This window comes from Vibrio sp. 10N.286.52.F8, from assembly GCF_041468745.1.
Lineage (GTDB): Bacteria > Pseudomonadota > Gammaproteobacteria > Enterobacterales > Vibrionaceae > Vibrio > Vibrio crassostreae_C.
The window spans coordinates 224,587-242,968 of sequence record NZ_JBFRJF010000036.1 but is presented as its reverse complement, the minus strand read 5'-3'; the positions used below and the strand labels follow the sequence as shown (position 1 = coordinate 242,968).

Here is an 18,382-nt window from a genome sequence, read left to right as displayed (position 1 = left end):
CGTATTTTAGGACGAGACACACAGCCCCGTCCTCAATGTGTAAATACATTTCAGGAAGGGACATTATAAGCACGAAAAGGATATCTACAATGACCTTTATATTAAAATACAATGTCTTAACTCAAATCCTAAACAACTTCCAGAATAATTTTCTCAAGCTTATCTAAGCCTTCGCTGAGTACTTCAGATTCAATAGTTAATGGTGGAAGCAGACGAATTACATTCGCTTTTACACCACACGAAAGCAGAATAAGACCATTTTCTTGTGCTTTCGCTATCACCGCTTTAGTTAAGTCCTGCAATGGCTTGCCTGACTCTGGATCAGTAAACTCAATAGCCATCATCGCTCCAGTGGTACGTATTTCACCAATAGCTGGAACCGATTCCTGTAGCTTGCTCATACGGGCATTCACAACCTCACCAATGCCCATTGCTTTAGCACACAATTGCTCTTCTTCGATAATTTTTAGGACTTCTAAACCAGCCACACACCCCAACGGAGAGCCAGCGTAAGTACCACCTAAGCCACCTGGTAGTGCCGAATCCATAACACCGGCTTTTCCCACTACTGCTGAGATAGGGAAACCACCCGCAATACCTTTTGCCATTGTTATCATGTCGGGTTCAATGCCCAGATATTCAGTGGCAAACATTTTACCCGTGCGCGCAAAGCCCGTTTGAATTTCATCCGCGATAAGCATAATGCCGTATTTGTCACACAACTCACGCAGGCCTTGAGCAAACTCCGCGGGGGCTTGATAGAAACCGCCTTCACCTTGCACAGGCTCAAAGATTATCGCCGCCACGCGTGATGGCTCAATATCACACGCAAACAAATCATCGAGCGCTTGCAGGCTTTGTTCTGTGCTTACGCCATGAAAAGCATTTGGGTAAGGTGCATGAAATATTTCATTTGGAAATGGGCCAAAGCCCGCTTTGTAAGGCGCGACTTTACCAGTTAGCCCCATGGTCATATTAGTACGGCCGTGGAAGCCACCTTTAAAAGCAATCACACCACTGCGGCCAGTATGAGCTCTCGCTACTTTCACAGCATTCTCAACCGCTTCAGCTCCTGTTGTCAGGAAAATCGCTTTTTTATCACTGTCACCGGGGGCGAGTTCTGTGAGCTTTTCTGCCAGTTCAACAAAGGAGGCATAAGGCGTCACCATAGCACAAGTGTGTGAAAAGTTATCCAGTTGAGCCTTTACCGCTTCGTTGATACGCTTATTTGCATGCCCTGTATTCGTTACCGCGATACCAGCAGCAAAGTCGATATATTTATTTCCATCCACATCCCACACGTGAGCATTCTCTGCTTTTTCGACATAAAGTGGGTACAGTGCGCCCATGCCTTGAGCGATAACTTCGCTTCTTCTTTGATGTAGTTGTTGATTTGTCATTGTCATGTCCTTTGATTAGTTGCCGCCAAAGCAGAGATATTTGATGCTCATGTATTCATCGATACCTTGTTTTGCCCCTTCACGCCCGATACCGGACTGCTTAACTCCACCGAAAGGGGCTACCTCGGTAGAGATCATGCCTTCGTTAATTCCTACCATGCCGTACTCCAGTGCTTCTGCTATCTTCCATACACGGTGGATATTTTGGCTATAGAAGTAAGACGCTAAGCCATAGATAGTGTCGTTAGCCATTTCGATAAGCTGTTGGTCATCATCAAATTTGATCACAGGAGCGACGGGGCCAAAGATCTCTTGCGAGATAATATCCATATCATGCGTAACGTTTTTGAGAACGACAGGTTGCATGAATAGACCATCAAGAGTTTTCGGCTCAGTAACTGGTTTCGCGCCCTGTTCGATTGCGCCGTCAATGAGGGACTGAATACCTTGTTTTGCTGATTCGCTGATTACCGGACCAACATTTACACCCTCTTCTAGACCATTGCCTACTTTAAGCTGCTGCACTGCTGCATCGAATTTTTCAACAAACTCATCGTACACCTTGTTATGTACATAAAAACGGTTAGCGCAGACGCAAGTTTGACCGGCATTACGAAACTTAGACGCCATTGCACCAAGCACAGCCGCATCAATATCTGCATCATCAAATACGATAAATGGTGCATTTCCACCGAGCTCCATTGACGTTCGCTTGATGTCGTTTGCACTTTGCTGCATCAGCACTCTTCCAACTTGCGTAGAGCCCGTGAAAGAGAGCTTACGAATCAGAGGATGTGAGGTAAAAATACCGCCAACTTGACGAGAATTCGCGCCCAATACCACTTGCAGTACATCACGAGGAATGCCCGCTTGATATGCTAGCTCAGCTACAGCAAAAGCAGATAAAGGTGTGGATTCAGACGGCTTCACAATAAAACTACAGCCAGCCGCAAGTGCTGGACCTGCCTTACGAGTTATCATTGCAATAGGAAAATTCCACGGAGTAATCGCACAAGCTACTCCAATAGGTTGTTTCATAGTTACAAGGCGTTTGTCGCTACTTGGCGCTGGAATTGTCTCACCATAGGTACGCTTCGCTTCTTCAGCAAACCACTCGATAAAGCTTGCGCCGTACAACACCTCACCTTGTGCTTCTGCCCATGGCTTGCCTTGCTCTAACGTCATCAGGCGACCGAGATCTTCCTTGTTATCAAGTAACAACTGATACCATTTTTGTAGTAAACCAGAACGGGTTTTGGCTGGCAGCAAAGCCCACTCTTTTTGCGCGAAGCTTGCACGCTCGACCCCATCTAAAATGTCATGTTCAGACGACACTGGTGCATAACCAAGTATTTCACCCGTCGCGGGGTTACTTACAGCAATACCTTGGTCTTGATTTAGCACCATAAACGACAGCAATGATTGATTTGTAATTTGTTGCATGGGGATTCCTTTTGACAGCTTTACCTTGGCGTCTACTGATAGTTACCCTACCAAGCAGAAAACCAATAGTTCATTGTTTTAATAATGGTTTTCCTAAGCAGGGATCTGCTGAGTAATGCAGTGGATGTTACCTCCACCCAGCAAAACCTCACGCGTTGGTATACCAACGACTTGATGTTCAGGCATCGCTTGCCGCAATATTTTTATTGCCTGCTCGTCAGTTCTATCATCGAGCAATGGCAAAAACACATAACCATTCGCGATAAGAAAGTTGGCATAAGAAGCACTTAACCTTTCCCCTGCATCACGTGTCATTCCATCACTTTTATCAATTCCGCTTGCTTCTGCTTCGCTATAGTGCAAAGGCCCTGGCAACGGTAAACGGATGATTTCAATCTCTCGACCTTTAGCATCAGATTGATCTTTTAACACTTGTTCCGCCTGACGAGATAATGCGAATTGTGGGTCTGATGGATCATCTGTCCAACTCAATACCACTTTCCCCGGGGCAATTACATGCATCAAATTATCAACATGTCCGTCAGTTTCATCATCGAATAGTCCTTTAGGCAGCCAAATGACCTTTTCAATACCTAGATATTCTTTGAGATGTGTTTCTATCTGTTGTTGATTCAACTCAGGGTTGCGTCCCGGACTAAGCAAACACTCTTCTGTTGTATAGAGCGTACCTTCGCCATCAGTATGAATTGAGCCCCCCTCTAAAACGAATGGGGCGTTGTAGTGATCAATTCCGATAATGTCACATACTGAGCTAGCCACTAGGTCGTCCTGCTGCCAGTTTTCATAGAGGCCATTATAGTCACCACCCCAAGCGTTAAACTGCCAGTTGATTCCACGACGCTCGCCGTCTTGATTCACCAACACTGTGGGCCCAATATCACGCATCCACGCATCATTGAATGGGATTTCAACAAGCCGAATATCTGAATGAAGCAATGTTCTCGCCTTATCAAATTGCTTCGCACTCACGGCGACACAAACCTTAGTCACTTCTGCTATTGCATTCGCAATGCTAGCGAATGTTTGCTGGGCAGGAAGGGCGTTATCACGCCAATTGTCTCGTCTTTCTGGCCAAGCCAACCAAACTTCTTCAATAGGATGAAACTCAGCTGGAAAGTAGAACCCATCTTGCAGTGGTGTTGTCGATAACTGCATAGTCTGCCCCTTTAAACTGCTAGTTTGCCCACAGAGCCATATAGATCTGGGCGGCGGTCACGGAACAGCCCCCACGAGTGACGCGCTTGAGCCGTTGCGGCTAAATCAATCTCCGCGTAAATGATAGCTTCCTCATCACGTGGCGCTTCTGCCAACTTGCCACCAGTATGATCGGTAATAAAAGAAGAACCGTAGAATGTGGTTTCAATGCCATCATCACATTCTGTGCCTACGCGATTAGACGCAATCACAGGAACCAAGTTTGCAGCGGAATGGCCTTGCATAGTGCGTTGCCAGTGATCACGAGAATCTAAAGTTGGATCTTGTGGTTCGCTGCCAATAGCGGTTGGGTACAAAATGGCTTCTGCACCATGTAACGCTAAGCTACGAGCAAGCTCGGGAAACCATTGATCCCAGCAAATACCAGCGCCGAACTTACCAAACTGGGTTTGCCATACTTTGAAACCAGTATCTCCAGGACTAAAATAGTATTTTTCGCTATAACCCGGACCATCCGGGATGTGTGATTTGCGGTAGTTATCTAGCACAGTGCCATCGGCATCAATCATCACTAATGAGTTAAAGAAGGTATTGCCCGCTTTTTCAAAATAACTAACTGGAATCACGACCCCGAGTTCTTTTGCCAATGCACTCATCTCTGTTATCAACAGACAATTGTCTACTTCCTCAGCCAACTCAAAATACTTAGCTTCTTGCTTCTTACAAAAATAAGGAGCAGCGAACAATTCCTGCGGCAAAACCACATTGGCACCGTTACTCGCAGCTTCACGAATCGCTTGCTTAGCTTTATTTAGGTTATCTTCCAGATCCCAGCTTTTGGTCAGTTGCAGGGCCGCGAATTTTACTACTCTACTCATTGGATGTTCCTTATCGTCCGGTTAGATAGCCAGTTTATCTCTTAGGTTGTAATACGCTGCGCCAACTGCTGTGAATGGTATTTGGAAGTGACGTCCACCAGGGAAGGCGTAGTGCTTGAGTTGTGCGAAGGCATCAAATCGTTCGGCATGCCCTGTTAAGGCTTCTGCCAATAACTTGCCAGCCAAGTGAGTACAGGTAACTCCATGACCACTGTAGCCTTGCAAATAATAAATATTGTCGTCGAATGCGCCGAACTGCGGCATACGTGAGTAGGTAAGTAAGAAGTTACCAGTCCATGTGTAATCAATCTTGATACCTTTAAGTTGAGGGAAAATACCTTCTAACTTAGGACGAATCAGAGACTCAATGTCTTGAGGGTCACGAGCGCCATAAACCACCCCGCCCCCAAACAACAAGCGTTTGTCGGCACTCAATCGGAAATAGTCCAGTAAGTAATTACAGTCTTCAACGCAGTAGTCACTTGGTAAAACCTGTTTTAGTTGCTCATCGGTAAGCGGCTCTGTCGCCACGACTTGAGTTCCACATGGGATGGCTTTGTTACTGATATTCGGAGCCAACCCACCTAAGTAGGCGTTGCCAGCTAACACCAAGTATTTACTCTTCACGCTACCGCTCGCTGTTCTTGCAACAGGATTCGCACCTTTTTCAATGGACGTTACCGCTGATTGTTCAAAAATTTGGCCACCAAGAGAAACAAATGCTGCGGCTTCCCCCAATGCGAGTTTAAGCGGATGAATGTGCCCACCTCGCATATCAAGCAAGCCACCGGTGTAAGCTTGAGTACCAACCGCCTCTTCTACTTGGCTAGCATCCAACATGGTGAGCTGGTCATTACCATATCGCTCCCAGTTTTTCTTATGATGCTCTAAACCTATTAACTGCTTTTTGTTTAGCGCGGTAAATAGGCCACCGCGTTTGTGGTCACACTCAATATCGTATTTTTCGATTAGGCCACGAATGACATCTCCGCCTTCGAAAATCATGTCACACAGGGCTTTAGCCTGGGGTTGGTCGTAACGGCTTTCTATTACATCAACATCTCGGCTGTAGCTATTGACGATCTGTCCACCATTACGACCAGTTGCTCCAAAACCAACTTTGGCACTCTCTAGTACCACTACCTTAAAACCTTTCTCGGCTAAATGAAGAGCCGAAGATAAACCTGAAAACCCAGCCCCAACCACACACACATCACACTCAATGTTGTCTTGCAGTTGTGGGAACTCTGGCATGTTCGGGATAGAGTGGGCGTAAAACGAATCCGTATGCTTATTCATAGTGATATTCCTTTATTAATCATCAGCAGGCTAAGGGTGAAGGCGAATCCAAGTGGTTTTGGTTTCTGTGAATTTTTCGATGGCGTGCAGTGATTTATCACGGCCGTTACCACTCATTTTGAACCCACCAAAAGGGACGGTCATATCACCTTCGTTGTAGTTGTTCACCCAAACAGAACCTGCCTGAAGCTGTTTAGCTACACGGTGTACGCGGTTAATGTTATTGCTCCAAAGCGCCGCACCTAAACCGTATTTTGAGTCATTGGCGATTGCGACGGCTTCAGCTTCATCTTTAAATGAGATAACACAAAGTACAGGACCAAAGATCTCTTCCTGGGCGACACGCATTTTATTGTCAACGTTATCAAGAATGGTCGGCTCAACAAATGCACCTTTGCCTTCAACATCACCCCCGCAACGAAGAACTGCACCTTCCGCTTGGCCAAGCTCTATATATTCAAGCACTTTTGATTTGTGACCTTGATCGATGAGCGCTCCCATCGAAGATGAGGTGTCCATTGGGTCTTTCGGCATAAAGGATTGAGCCGCAGAAATGACTTTATCAACAAAGCGATCTTTGATGCTTTCGTGCACTAATAAACGAGTTGCAGCGACACAGACTTCGCCTTGGTTATAGAAGCAACCACCAGCGGTTTCTGCGGCTGCACGATCGAGGTCTTCGCAGTCTTCAAATACGATATTGGCATTCTTACCACCAGCCTCAGCAAACACACGCTTAAGATTGGTTTCACCAGAACGAACCATTAATTGACCAGCAATACGAGTGGAACCCGTAAATGCAATACAGTCGACGTCATGGTGTTTCGCTAAAGCATCACCGGCTTCATGGCCAAAGCCTGTAACGACTTGAAAAACGCCACGTGGTAAGCCTGCTTGATTGGCGAGTTGACCAATATAAATAGCAGTGAGAGAAGATTTTTCAGAGGGTTTAAGAATAACGCTATTACCTGCTGCTAATGCAGGGCCAAGTTTCCAGCAAGCTAACCATAATGGAAAGTTCCATGGAACTACCGCTGCAACAACACCGATAGCTTGATGAGAAACAAAGGCGTGTACATCTTGTTCCGTTGGCGCGACTTCCCCATACACTTTATCGATGGCTTCTGCATACCAACGCAGTGCACTTGCAGCACCAGGGATATCGGTTGAAAAGCTATGGCTGATTGGCTTACCCGTATCTAGGGTTTCCAGCAACGCAAGTTCTTCACGATGTTGGTCAATCAGCGTTGCAAATTGGCTGAGTACCGCTTTGCGATATGACGGAGCGCTGTTGCTCCATTCACCAGAAAGGAAAGCTTGACGAGCACATGTTACCGCAAGCTCAACATCTTCTTCTTGGCAACGAGCTATCTGGGTCAGTGTCTCGTCGGTAGCCGGGTTAACAACATCTAGAGTTTCTCCACTGATAGCTGCGCTATATTCGCCATTAATAAAGGCACGATTTTCGATGTTTAGATTGTTTCTCAGTTCAATCCATTGTTCTTGGGTTTTCATACGCTCTCCTTGTTATCACAACAAGGCAAGGCCCACTTAGAATGTGGTTGGCGTATGCGCGCTTATCATTCGACAAGCCTTGTCTGTGTGATTTGTGAACTTGTGCGGCTGCGTCGTATCAATAATGTACGATTCACCTTGTTTAAGGACAAAAGATTGCTCTTTGTATTCCAGAGTGATTTCGCCCTCTAAAATAGTGCCGATCTCTTCGCCTTCATGTTTAATTTCCGCCGCACCCGTTGTGCCGTGGGGGGCATACTCTTCAATCAAAAATCCAATTACCTGTTCTTTGCTGCCGTTGGTTACCAATTTCATTGAAACCGACTCACTGCCCATTTCAACCAACTCTTCAGGTGCAACGACAACCTTCACTTCATCGCTTTTGGGTTGTTCAAGTGTGAAAAACTCCGAAAGAGATAAAGAAAAAACATTCACTATTTTTTGCAACGAACTTACTGAAGGGCTTACCTTCGCATTCTCAATCGAAGAGATCGCGCTATGTGTAATACCTGCTCGTTCGGCTAATTCTCGTTGTGACAATCCATGTTCTTTTCTTAATCGAACAATATTTTTACCAATCTCTTGGTTGTCCATGTAGGTGGCTCCTAACTTATAGAGAGGCCGCCATCATAAATTCTTTAAACAAAATTTGAGAGAAATGATTCGTTTTTGCTTTCCATTCTGGGTGCCACTGCACGCCAACAAAGAATTTTTGCCCTGGAAGACTAAACGCTTCCACTAAACCATCCGGTGCTTTAGCTTCCACAGTCAGTTGGGGAGCTAATTGGTCAACCCCTTGGTTATGAAGAGTATTAACCTCAAAAAAGATAGTGTTTTCCCAATGATTTTCAGTCAGCCATTTCTCAAACAAACTTTGTTTTTGCACCAACACCGCGTGTGATGGAGCGTACTTTTCCTCAAAGTCTTCGACCTCACTCTCTCTATGGTCGTTGAAACCTGAATCATGAACTGCTGGGTTCAGTGAGCCTCCCAGAGCAACATTCATCTCTTGAAATCCACGGCAAACACCAAAACACGGAATGTCTTTGTCTATCGCTTGACGAATCAAAGTAAAGGAAAGCTCATCTCGAGCTTCATCTTTCTTAGACTCTTCATGAGTGCCGTTGTAATGATGTGGTGCCACATTTGAGTGACTCCCCGGAAATAAAAAACCGTCGCAGATGTTAAGAAGACGCTCAACGTCTTCACTTGCCATATCCGGAGCCAATATCAGTGGCAACCCACCAAAGTCTTTCACAGCCGTGAGGTAAAAATTATTCACTGCCTGTATTTGATAGCCACCCAATTCTTTAGCGCAACTAACAATTCCAATAATGGGTTTGCTTGTTCTAGACATGTTACTTCCGTGCTCGATTTATTTAACACTTACACTACAAATCATGTACAAAATTATCAACACCGATGTTCGATATTATGACCAAAGCGTGACCAAACCCACCTTTTTGGTCAAAAAAACGACTAATTTTGGACATTATATTGAGCAAAACACAATCAACTGTTACAAAATAGTTAACAGAAACATCTTTCAATAAAATTGTAAATTTCAAAGTAATCAACGCAAGCTTATGTATTAAAAGGAAATAACCTTTAAAACTAGACTTTAGTCTAATTAGTACAATTGACTTGTTTCTTTTTTATTACTTTTAATTTACCAAATAGAGGCTAGTTGGAGAACACAATGGAATCGTATCTACAGGAAGTTAAAAATTTTCGACAAAAATGGCCCAACATCGAGTTTGTTGATCTGATTTTTACCGACATCAATGCCACACCAAGAGGCAAGCGCATCCCAGTAAGTGCACTACACAAGCTGCATAAAGGAGTAGCTCTTCCCCTCTCGACAATTACTTTAGATACCAAAGGTAATGTGGTTGAAACAGCAGGGTTAGGTGAAGAATTGGGAGAACCAGACAACATGTGTTTCCCAATTGCGGATACATTGATGCCTACCGCTAAAGAGCAAGTGGGCCAAATAATGTTGAGTATGATGGATGAGTCAGCCCACACCCCAAACCCGCTCTTTATTCGTAATATCGTCAGTGAAATTCTCGAAAAGTTACACACCAAAGATCAACATCCATGTGTTGCCTTAGAGCTAGAGTTTTACTTAATAGACAGGAAGCGGGGTGAGATGGGAGCACTACAAACAGCCATCAACCCAAACAAAAAATCACGAGAAAAAGATACCGAAGTCTATGACTTAGATGGTTTGGATGATTACGCAGACTTTTTGGCCGATCTTAACAAAGTCGCTCAAGAACAAGGGTTAAATACTTCGGGGGCACTATCTGAATCCGCCCCAGGACAATTCGAAATTAACTTCAACCACTCTAAAGATGTACTACGAGTGTGTGATGAAATCATCATCGTCAAACGCCTAATTCGTCAAATTGCTAATCAACATGATTTCGATGCTACCTTCATGGCTAAGCCATTTAGTGAGCAAGCTGGTAACGGTATGCACATCCACCTTAGCTTGGTGGATTCCAACGACAATAACCACTTCAGCCAACAAGATGGTGAACCCAGTAATCTCTTTTATCAAACCATGGCCGCGATGCTTGCTCAAACATCCGATTCCATGGCCTTGATTTGCCCTAACGTTAACTCTTACCGCCGCTTTGTTCCAGGAGCTTACGTGCCAACGAAAGCAGACTGGGGCGAGAACCATCGTGGTGTCGCACTGCGTGTTCCTATCAGCGACAGCAACAATCGCCGAATTGAACACCGCATTGCGGGAGCTGACGTTAACCCTTACATTCTCGCTGCAGTAGTACTATCCGCAGTATTAGCGAGTGAAAACTATACCAAAGACCAATGTCCTAACTCCCTCAGTGATGATGCAATAGACTTACCTCTGCGTATGTCTGAAGCTCTCGATCAGCTAGAACGCAGTGAGCTGACCCCGTACATCTCTAAAGAGTTTGTCGATCTATATTTAGCTTGTAAACGAAGTGAACTGGCGGAGTTTGAACGCGCCATCACTCCATTAGAAATCGACTGGATGTTGCACTCAGCATAAACAAAGGAACTACACGTATGACTACGCAAACTAAGGCGTTGGACGCGCCGCTGAAGATCAACAGTCAACACATCATGGTATCTCTATTGGTTGTCGCGACTTTCATTTTCTTCACATCAATTGGATTGAACCACCAAGAAGGAGAGGCCTATGGATGGATGAGCCTTCTCCCTACCGCACTTGTTTTGGTATTCGCCCTAACTACACACCGCACCGTAGAGGCGCTTTTTAGTGGTACCATCGCTGGTGTACTACTACTCAATCCTGCGCAAGCCGTTGAGCAAATTGTCGGCATATCGATGGATGTAATGATGAACGAAACCATTGCATGGATCGTTCTAGTTTGCGGACTGATGGGGGGATTAATCGCAATTCTCGAAAAAGGCGGCAGTATTTTAAGCTTTTCAGATATGTTGGTCACAAAGGTTAAGAGCCGTAAACAATCTATGCTGATGACCTTTTTCCTCGGCATCATGATCTTTATTGATGACTATCTGAACGCGATCGCTATCTCATCATCGATGAAGAAGATTACTGACGGATACAACATCTCCCGTGAAAAACTATCTTATCTAGTCGATTCCACCGCTGCGCCGATTTGTATTCTGGTGCCAATATCAACATGGGCTATTTTCTTTAGCTCACTGCTTGAAGCGAATGGAGTGGCTGAAGCTGGTGAGGGTATCAAAGCATATATTGAAGCGATTCCATACATGGCTTATGGCTGGGTTACGCTGATAATCGTCCTTCTCGTTGCGTTAGAAAAGATGCCGGATTTAGGCGCAATGAAGCAGGCTGAGGAACGAGCGAAGAAAGGTCAAGTACGTCCTGACGGTGCAACAGACATCGACTTTGGCGCAGATATTACAGCGCACACCAACCCAACGATGGGATTAATCAACTTCCTATTGCCTATGGTGGTGTTAGTTGGTGCAAGCTGGTACTTCGGTATTGATCTATTAGCAGGCGTATTTGTCGCAATTATCTTTACTATCTGCTTCTATGGTGTTCAACGTCTAATCTCAATGAATGATATGTTTGAAGCTGTCTACGACGGAATCAAAGTTATGCTGCTGCCATTGGCAACGGTGATTGGTGGATTCATGCTGAAGTCTGTGAATGATTCTCTAGGAGTGACACAATATGTCATCGAGACAGTAAGCCCTTATCTATCGGCGTCTTACTTCCCAGCAATTATCTTTATGATCACCGGTGCATTGGTGTTTGCTACCGCATCTTCTTGGGGAACCTTTGCAGTTGCTATGCCAATCGTATTGCCTCTAGGCGAACAACTTGGCGTACCTCTACATTTAACTATTGCGGCTCTGCTTTCGGCATCAGCAGCGGGCAGTCACTCATGTTTCTTTAGTGACTCAACGGTATTGTCAGCTCAAGGTTCCGGGTGTACCTCAATGCAACACGCAACCACTCAATTCCCCTACGCATTGATAGGTATTGTCGCAACAGCTCTCTTCTTCTTGTTAGTTGGCTAAGCCTCATACAGCTAAAATACAAGCGTAAAAAATGCCTTATTCTACGATAAGGCATTTCAATTTCCTGAAGAGCAAGCTTAAAGCAACTCTCAGCAAGACTCTCCAGCTTTCAAGTGCTCCCTTTCACACCACAGCCTTTAATCACTAACTGTGTGATGAACTGAGCGGCATCGGCATAGTCTTTATCATCGAGTTGGTCCTTCTGCATCACGCTGCAAATCTGCCAGCCAAAATCGGCGTAGGTTTGAGTTGCCGCCCAGATGGTAAACATCAGGTGATGAGCGGGAACATCGTCCATTAGGCCCTGCGCCGACCATGTCGAGAACTTATCAAGAATCATCTGGGATTGCTTATACAGCTCGTCACCAATCTCTTTCGGCAATACTTTAGCGCCAGACATCACTTCATTGGCAAATACCTTAGAGGCATGTGGATGATCGCGAGAAATGATCAGCTTGGTTTGAATATATTGAGACAAGGCTTCAACAGGATCGCTGAGCTCTTCAATCGGACGAGACGCTTCTAGTAAAGGCTGAGTGACGGTTTCAAGCACAGCGTTGTAGAGCTTATCTTTTGAGCTGAAATAATAGAATACGTTAGGCTTGGGAATGTCGGCCGCTTTCGCGATATCGGCCATTTTTGTTGCAGCATAACCATGAGTGGCGAATTGTTCACACGCGACTTCGATGATTAAATCTTGATTCTTTTGTCTGATCCTAGACATATTGCATCCTTTACAGCTCGTTACTAAAATCATAGTAATCAACGTGCTTCATTAGTCCAGAAGATAATCTCAGAACTCAAGGTCACCGCATTGATAACAATAAAATGGCCGCTCTATTTGTTAAGAAGCGACCATTCCATACCGTGTTTTTGAACTGTTCAAGTTAAAGAATCAATATTGCGCGGAAGTCATTCACATTTGTCAGCGTCGGCCCCGTGGTAAGAAGCACATCGACTTGCTTGAAGAAATCGTAGCTGTTGTTGGCATCGAGGTAGTCTTGCGCTTTAAGCGACAGGCTCGAACCTTGTTGCCATGTTTGAGGCGTGATCCATGCGCCCGCATTGTCTTCCACGCCATCAATCCCGTCGGTATCAGCAGCCAATGCAAATATGTTGTCTTGGCCTTTAAGCTCGTTATATAGGCTCAACAAGAACTCACAGTTACGCCCACCGCGACCATTGCCTTTAACGGTTACTGTGGTTTCGCCACCGGAAAGTATCACGCAAGGCGCCTCAAATGGGTGCTTGTGATTGGCCACTTGCTTAGCCAACGCAGCGTGCACCTTCGCAACATCTCGCGCTTCTCCCTCTATGCAATCACTCAACACATAAGCCGGAATGCCTAAGCCTTCAGCTTCTGCTGCAGCGGATTCCAATGCCGACATCGGGGTCGCGATAATATGGTGCTCTGCATTTTTCCAACATACGTCATCTGGCTTTACGGTTTCTGACTCTGGATTATTTAACCATTCAAATGCCGTGCGTGGTGTTTCTATTTGGTAACGCTCTAAAATTGCCATCGCATCAAAACGCGTGGTGGTGTCGGGTACGGTTGGGCCAGAGGCAATCACACTAATGTCATCGCCCGGCACATCTGAAATCGCCAAAGATACGACTCTTGCTGGGTAAGCAGCCTTTGCTAGTCGCCCACCTTTAATCGAAGATAAATGCTTGCGAACACAGTTCATCTCATCAATGGCAGCGCCTGATTTAAGCAACGCCTTATTGATTTGTTGCTTCTCTGCTAGGCTGATGTCACCACCGGGCAAACTTAGCAAAGCAGAGCCACCGCCTGACAGTAGGCAAATAACCGTGTCGTCAGCACTCAAACCACTCACCAATTGCAGCATACGTTGGCTCACTTCTAAGCCCATCGCATCTGGCACGGGGTGCGCCGCTTCAATCACTTCGATATGTTCGCAAGGGGCGGTGTGTTCATAACGAGTCACCACCAAGCCTTCAAGGTCACGCAACGCAAGGTCTTGTTGTTTCTTTACCTGCCAAACCGCTTCAAGCTCTGCTGCCATTGATGCGGCCGCTTTTCCTGCTCCTATCACCACAGTACGCCCAGCTTGATTAGCAGAGCGATAAAAAATGTCTTGAGGAAGAAAAGGTTCGATGTGATTTTTAGGTAGCGCCTGATTAACAGCACTTGAGAAAAGGGTTTGCAGAAACTGCTTAGCATCAATGTCCATCAGCCACTCCTTAGTTGACGGAGAAAAAAAGAACCCCGATACAAGGCCAAAGGGTGCCTGCTAAGATCAAGTTGGAAAGGAACAACTTCAACCTCTGCCTCGTATCAGGAACGCGTATAAAAGGAGACGAAACTACGCGATTTATAAACAAACTGTTGGGCTACGAATCGATAGCAGCCCTAATTAATTAACGGATAATCGGTTGATTGACTAACCACTAAACGGACAAACCGTTAACTAGATTAACGAATCGAGTGGTCAGAACGTTTCTCAATCGCTTGGATAAGCGCAGAGTGGTCCCAACCTTCGCCACCCATTTCGGCACACTCGCCAAACAACTCTTGAGCGTTAGCCGTATTAGGTAGTGCAACCCCTAGCTCTTGTGCGCCCGTTAGCGCTAAGTTGAGGTCTTTTTGGTGAAGTGAGATTCTAAAGCCCGGGTCGAATGTGCCTTCAACCATACGCTCACCGTGCACTTCCAATATCTTAGAGTTAGCAAAGCCACCTAATAAAGCCTGACGTACTCGCGCTGGATCAGCGCCTGCTTTCGAAGCAAAGACTAACGCCTCAGACACGGCTTCGATATTCAGAGCAACAATGATCTGGTTCGCCACCTTACAGGTTTGACCCGCACCGTTGTCGCCCACCAGCGTAATATTCTTACCCATGATTTCAAATAGCGGACGTGCTTTGTCAAAGGCGTCTTGCTCACCACCAACCATGATAGTCAGCGCTGCATTAATAGCGCCTACTTCGCCACCTGATACCGGTGCATCAAGGTATGAAGCACCACCTTCATTGATTCGCGCTGCAATTGCTTTGGTCGCGATTGGCGAAATTGAACTCATGTCGATAACCAGTTTTCCAGCTGCACCGCCCGCCATTAGGCCTTTCTCAACACCGTTGTCACCAAACAGGACATCTTCCACTTGAGGGGTATTCGGCACCATTAGGATAATGATATCCGCTGCTTCAGCCGCTTCCGCTGGTGAGTGGCAGACCGTTGCACCCGCTGCCACAAGATCGGCAGGTGCTGCATTAAAGTGATCCGACAGAATCAAATCGTGACCTGCTTTTTGAAGGTTACTCGCCATAGGTTTCCCCATGATGCCAGTTCCGATAAATGCAATTTTAGACATGTTGTTCTCCTTAACGTTTGAGGGTTACCAGACGCAATTAACGGTACTGGTGTAGCCAACCAAGGCCTTCTGTCGTCGTTGTTTTTGGCTTGTATTCGCAGCCAACCCAGCCTTGATAACCAAGCTCATCAAGATAATTGAGCACGAATGGGTAATTGATTTCTCCAGTCCCCGGTTCGTGTCGACCTGGATTGTCAGCCAGTTGAACGTGTGCGATTTGACCAATGTTCTGCTGCATGGTCGGCGTAAGATCGCCTTCCATAATCTGCATGTGATAAATATCGTATTGGATAGAAAGGTTATCGCTCCCTACCTCTTTGATGATCGCTTTGGCTTGCTCAGTCGTGTTCAAGAAGAAGCCCGGAATATCACGGGTATTGATCGCCTCTATCACTAAGCTAATGCCTTCTGCTGCTAGCGCGTTCGCCGCGTAATGCAGGTTAATCACAAACGCCGATTGCGCATCTTGTTGGGTCACACCTTGCGGAACAATCCCGGCCAAGCAATTCACTTGAGCACAGCCGAGCGATTTTGCGTAAGCGATGGCTTTAGGTACACCCGCTTGAAACTCTTCAACTCTTGCTGGGTCTACCGCGATACCGCGGTCGCCAGCGTCCCAATCACCCGCAGGCAAGTTAAATAGCACTTGCTCTAGGTTATTAGCCTCGAGCTTTTGTTTAATCTCATCCGCATCAAAGGCATATGGGAAAAGGTATTCGACACCTTGAAAGCCCGCTTCTGCGGCAGCTTCAAAGCGATCCATAAAATCAACTTCCGTGAATAACATTGACAAGTTTGCTGCAAATTTTGCCATGACTCTGTCCTTATTCTTTATTTGGTGAAACTATGACTGTTTAGTGAAGCAACGGTTATTTGATGGAGCTACGGTTGCTTAGTAAGGCTCCGATTTCTTGGAGACTTTCCGTAGAGCTAAACCTCAGCTCTACGTATACACATGACTTAATGATTACTTGTACGCTAACGCTGTTGGGGCATCGCCGCGGCTTTCGGCAAGTGGCTCAAATTCGTTGATGGCATTGATCTCTACGCCCATCGCAATGTTGGTTACTCGCTCAAGAATCAGCTCAACGACCACTGGCACCTTGTGCTTGTTCATCAGCTCTTTGGCTTGCTCAAACGCTGCCGCAATTTGCTCTGGTTCACGAACTCGAATCGCCTTACAACCTAAGCCTTCAACAACGGCTACATGGTCAACACCGTAGCCTTCAAGCTCTGGCGCATTCTGGTTATCGAACGCCAGTTGTACACAGTAATCGATATCAAATTGACGTTGCGCTTGGCGAATCAAGCCTAAATACGAGTTGTTCACCAACACATGAATGTATGGCAGATTGAATTGCGCGCCGACTGCCAGTTCTTCAATCATGAATTGGAAATCGTAATCTCCAGAGATAGCGACAATATCGCGATTTGGATCGGCTGCTCGTACACCTAATGCGGCTGGTGTTGTCCAACCCAATGGGCCAGCTTGACCACAGTTGATCCAATTACGCGGCTTATAAACATGTAGGAACTGAGCGGCAGCAATTTGCGACAAACCAATGGTGCTCACATAACAAGTGTCACGACCAAATGCCTTGTTCATCTCTTCATAAACACGCATCGGTTTCATTGGTGCTTCATCGAAATTGGTTTTACGCAGCATGGTCGATTTGCGTTCCTGACACTCGCTTGCCCAAGCATTTCGGTTCGGCAATTTGCCAGCGTCACGCCACTCTTGCGCCACTTCAACCATTAGCTCTAGCGCTGCTTTCGCATCAGAGACAATGCCTAAATCTGGGCAGAACACGCGGCCAATTTGCGTCGGTTCAATATCAACGTGAACAAACTTTCGGCCTTCGGTGTAAACATCGACAGAGCCGGTATGACGGTTTGCCCATCGGTTACCGACACCAAACACAAAATCAGAGTTCAGCATGGTTTCGTTACCGTAACGGTGAGAAGTTTGTAGCCCTACCATGCCTGCCATTAATTCATGATCATCTGGGATCGAGCCCCAACCCATCAAGGTTGGAATCACAGGAACTCCAGTGATCTCGGCAAACTGTTGCAACAATTCGGACGCGCCAGCATTAATCACGCCACCACCCGATACAATCAGCGGTTTTTCCGATTGAGACATCATGGTTAATGCTTTCTCAACCTGCGCGCGTGTCGCTTGTGGCTTATAAGGTTCTAGCGGTTCATAGATATCGATATCAAATTCAATCTCAGCCAGCTGAACATCAATCGGTAGATCAATCAGGATTGGACCCGGACGACCCGAACGCATTAAATGAAAGGCTTTTTGGAATGCACGTGGCACTTGAGCCGGTTCAAGAACCGTAGTCGCCCACTTAGTGACTGGTTTAGCGATAGATTCAATATCAACCGCTTGGAAGTCTTCTTTGTGAAGGCGAGCACGCGGAGCCTGACCTGTAATACATAGGATTGGGATTGAATCTGCAGACGCCGAATAAAGCCCCGTGATCATGTCCGTTCCCGCAGGGCCAGAGGTACCAATACACACACCGATATTGTCTTGATTGGTACGCGTGTACCCTTCGGCCATATGCGATGCACCCTCTACATGTCGAGCTAAGACGTGGTCGATTCCTCCAAGCTTTTTCATAGCCGCATACATAGGGTTAATTGCTGCGCCGGGAACACCAAATGCGATGTCTACACCTTCACGTTTAAGCACTTCTACCGCTGCTTCAATCGCTTTCATAATTGCCATTCGAACCTCCATTTCATATTGTATACAATTAAACTAACTTTTGTGTACTATGAATCAT

15 protein-coding genes are annotated in these 18,382 nt (G+C 46.0%); 2 read left to right on the top strand and 13 right to left on the bottom strand.

The window, feature by feature from the left end; genetic code table 11:
- Positions 1-128: 128 nt before the first annotated feature.
- The 8 genes from gabT to AB4133_RS17995 all read right to left on the bottom strand — a co-directional run bounded on the left by gabT (position 129) and on the right by AB4133_RS17995 (position 9,068).
- Positions 129-1,400 carry a 4-aminobutyrate--2-oxoglutarate transaminase gene (gabT, locus tag AB4133_RS18030; protein ID WP_017065005.1) on the bottom strand — a complete coding sequence of 424 codons (1,272 nt, stop codon included), beginning with the start codon at positions 1,398-1,400 and terminating at the stop codon, positions 129-131.
- Between the two features lie 15 nt (positions 1,401-1,415).
- Positions 1,416-2,843, bottom strand: a complete 1,428-nt coding sequence (locus tag AB4133_RS18025) for an NAD-dependent succinate-semialdehyde dehydrogenase (protein ID WP_017065006.1) — start codon at positions 2,841-2,843, stop codon at positions 1,416-1,418.
- 93 nt (positions 2,844-2,936) lie between these two features.
- Positions 2,937-4,019 (bottom strand): agmatine deiminase, encoded by a 1,083-nt coding sequence (gene aguA / locus AB4133_RS18020; RefSeq protein ID WP_017065007.1) that lies wholly within the window; start codon positions 4,017-4,019, stop codon positions 2,937-2,939.
- A gap of 11 nt (positions 4,020-4,030) precedes the next feature.
- On the bottom strand, positions 4,031-4,897 hold the full coding sequence (aguB, locus tag AB4133_RS18015; RefSeq protein ID WP_372073899.1) for an N-carbamoylputrescine amidase: 867 nt from the start codon (positions 4,895-4,897) through the stop codon (positions 4,031-4,033).
- Positions 4,898-4,918: 21 nt separating this feature from the next.
- Positions 4,919-6,196, bottom strand: coding sequence for an FAD-binding oxidoreductase (locus AB4133_RS18010; protein ID WP_017065009.1), 1,278 nt, complete (start codon positions 6,194-6,196; stop codon positions 4,919-4,921).
- Between the two features lie 30 nt (positions 6,197-6,226).
- Complete coding sequence (locus AB4133_RS18005; protein WP_017065010.1) at positions 6,227-7,711, bottom strand: aldehyde dehydrogenase; 1,485 nt, start codon at positions 7,709-7,711, stop codon at positions 6,227-6,229.
- Positions 7,712-7,747: 36 nt separating this feature from the next.
- A complete protein-coding gene (gene puuR / locus AB4133_RS18000; protein WP_017065011.1) occupies positions 7,748-8,305 on the bottom strand; it encodes an HTH-type transcriptional regulator PuuR in 558 nt (185 codons plus the stop codon).
- Positions 8,306-8,321: 16 nt separating this feature from the next.
- On the bottom strand, positions 8,322-9,068 hold the full coding sequence (locus tag AB4133_RS17995; RefSeq protein WP_017065012.1) for a gamma-glutamyl-gamma-aminobutyrate hydrolase family protein: 747 nt from the start codon (positions 9,066-9,068) through the stop codon (positions 8,322-8,324).
- Positions 9,069-9,410: 342 nt separating this feature from the next.
- On the opposite strand from AB4133_RS17995, the gene AB4133_RS17990 reads away from it, so the two are divergent.
- Positions 9,411-10,754, top strand: a complete 1,344-nt coding sequence (locus tag AB4133_RS17990) for a glutamine synthetase family protein (RefSeq protein WP_017065013.1) — start codon at positions 9,411-9,413, stop codon at positions 10,752-10,754.
- A 17-nt stretch (positions 10,755-10,771) separates the two neighbouring features.
- Positions 10,772-12,247, top strand: a complete 1,476-nt coding sequence (locus AB4133_RS17985; protein WP_017067343.1) for a Na+/H+ antiporter NhaC family protein — start codon at positions 10,772-10,774, stop codon at positions 12,245-12,247.
- Between the two features lie 109 nt (positions 12,248-12,356).
- On the opposite strand, the gene AB4133_RS17980 is transcribed toward AB4133_RS17985, so the two are convergent.
- The 5 genes from AB4133_RS17980 to gcl form a co-directional block, all read right to left on the bottom strand.
- Positions 12,357-12,971 (bottom strand): TetR/AcrR family transcriptional regulator, encoded by a 615-nt coding sequence (locus AB4133_RS17980; protein WP_017065015.1) that lies wholly within the window; start codon positions 12,969-12,971, stop codon positions 12,357-12,359.
- A gap of 163 nt (positions 12,972-13,134) precedes the next feature.
- Positions 13,135-14,445 (bottom strand): glycerate kinase, encoded by a 1,311-nt coding sequence (locus AB4133_RS17975; RefSeq protein ID WP_372225221.1) that lies wholly within the window; start codon positions 14,443-14,445, stop codon positions 13,135-13,137.
- Positions 14,446-14,687: 242 nt separating this feature from the next.
- Complete coding sequence (locus AB4133_RS17970) at positions 14,688-15,584, bottom strand: 2-hydroxy-3-oxopropionate reductase (RefSeq protein WP_017067345.1); 897 nt, start codon at positions 15,582-15,584, stop codon at positions 14,688-14,690.
- A gap of 37 nt (positions 15,585-15,621) precedes the next feature.
- Positions 15,622-16,398: a hydroxypyruvate isomerase gene (gene hyi, locus AB4133_RS17965; protein ID WP_017065018.1), complete on the bottom strand. Its 777-nt coding sequence runs from the start codon at positions 16,396-16,398 to the stop codon at positions 15,622-15,624.
- Positions 16,399-16,551: 153 nt separating this feature from the next.
- Positions 16,552-18,324 carry a glyoxylate carboligase gene (gene gcl, locus AB4133_RS17960; protein ID WP_372225219.1) on the bottom strand — a complete coding sequence of 591 codons (1,773 nt, stop codon included), beginning with the start codon at positions 18,322-18,324 and terminating at the stop codon, positions 16,552-16,554.
- Positions 18,325-18,382 lie beyond the last annotated feature (58 nt).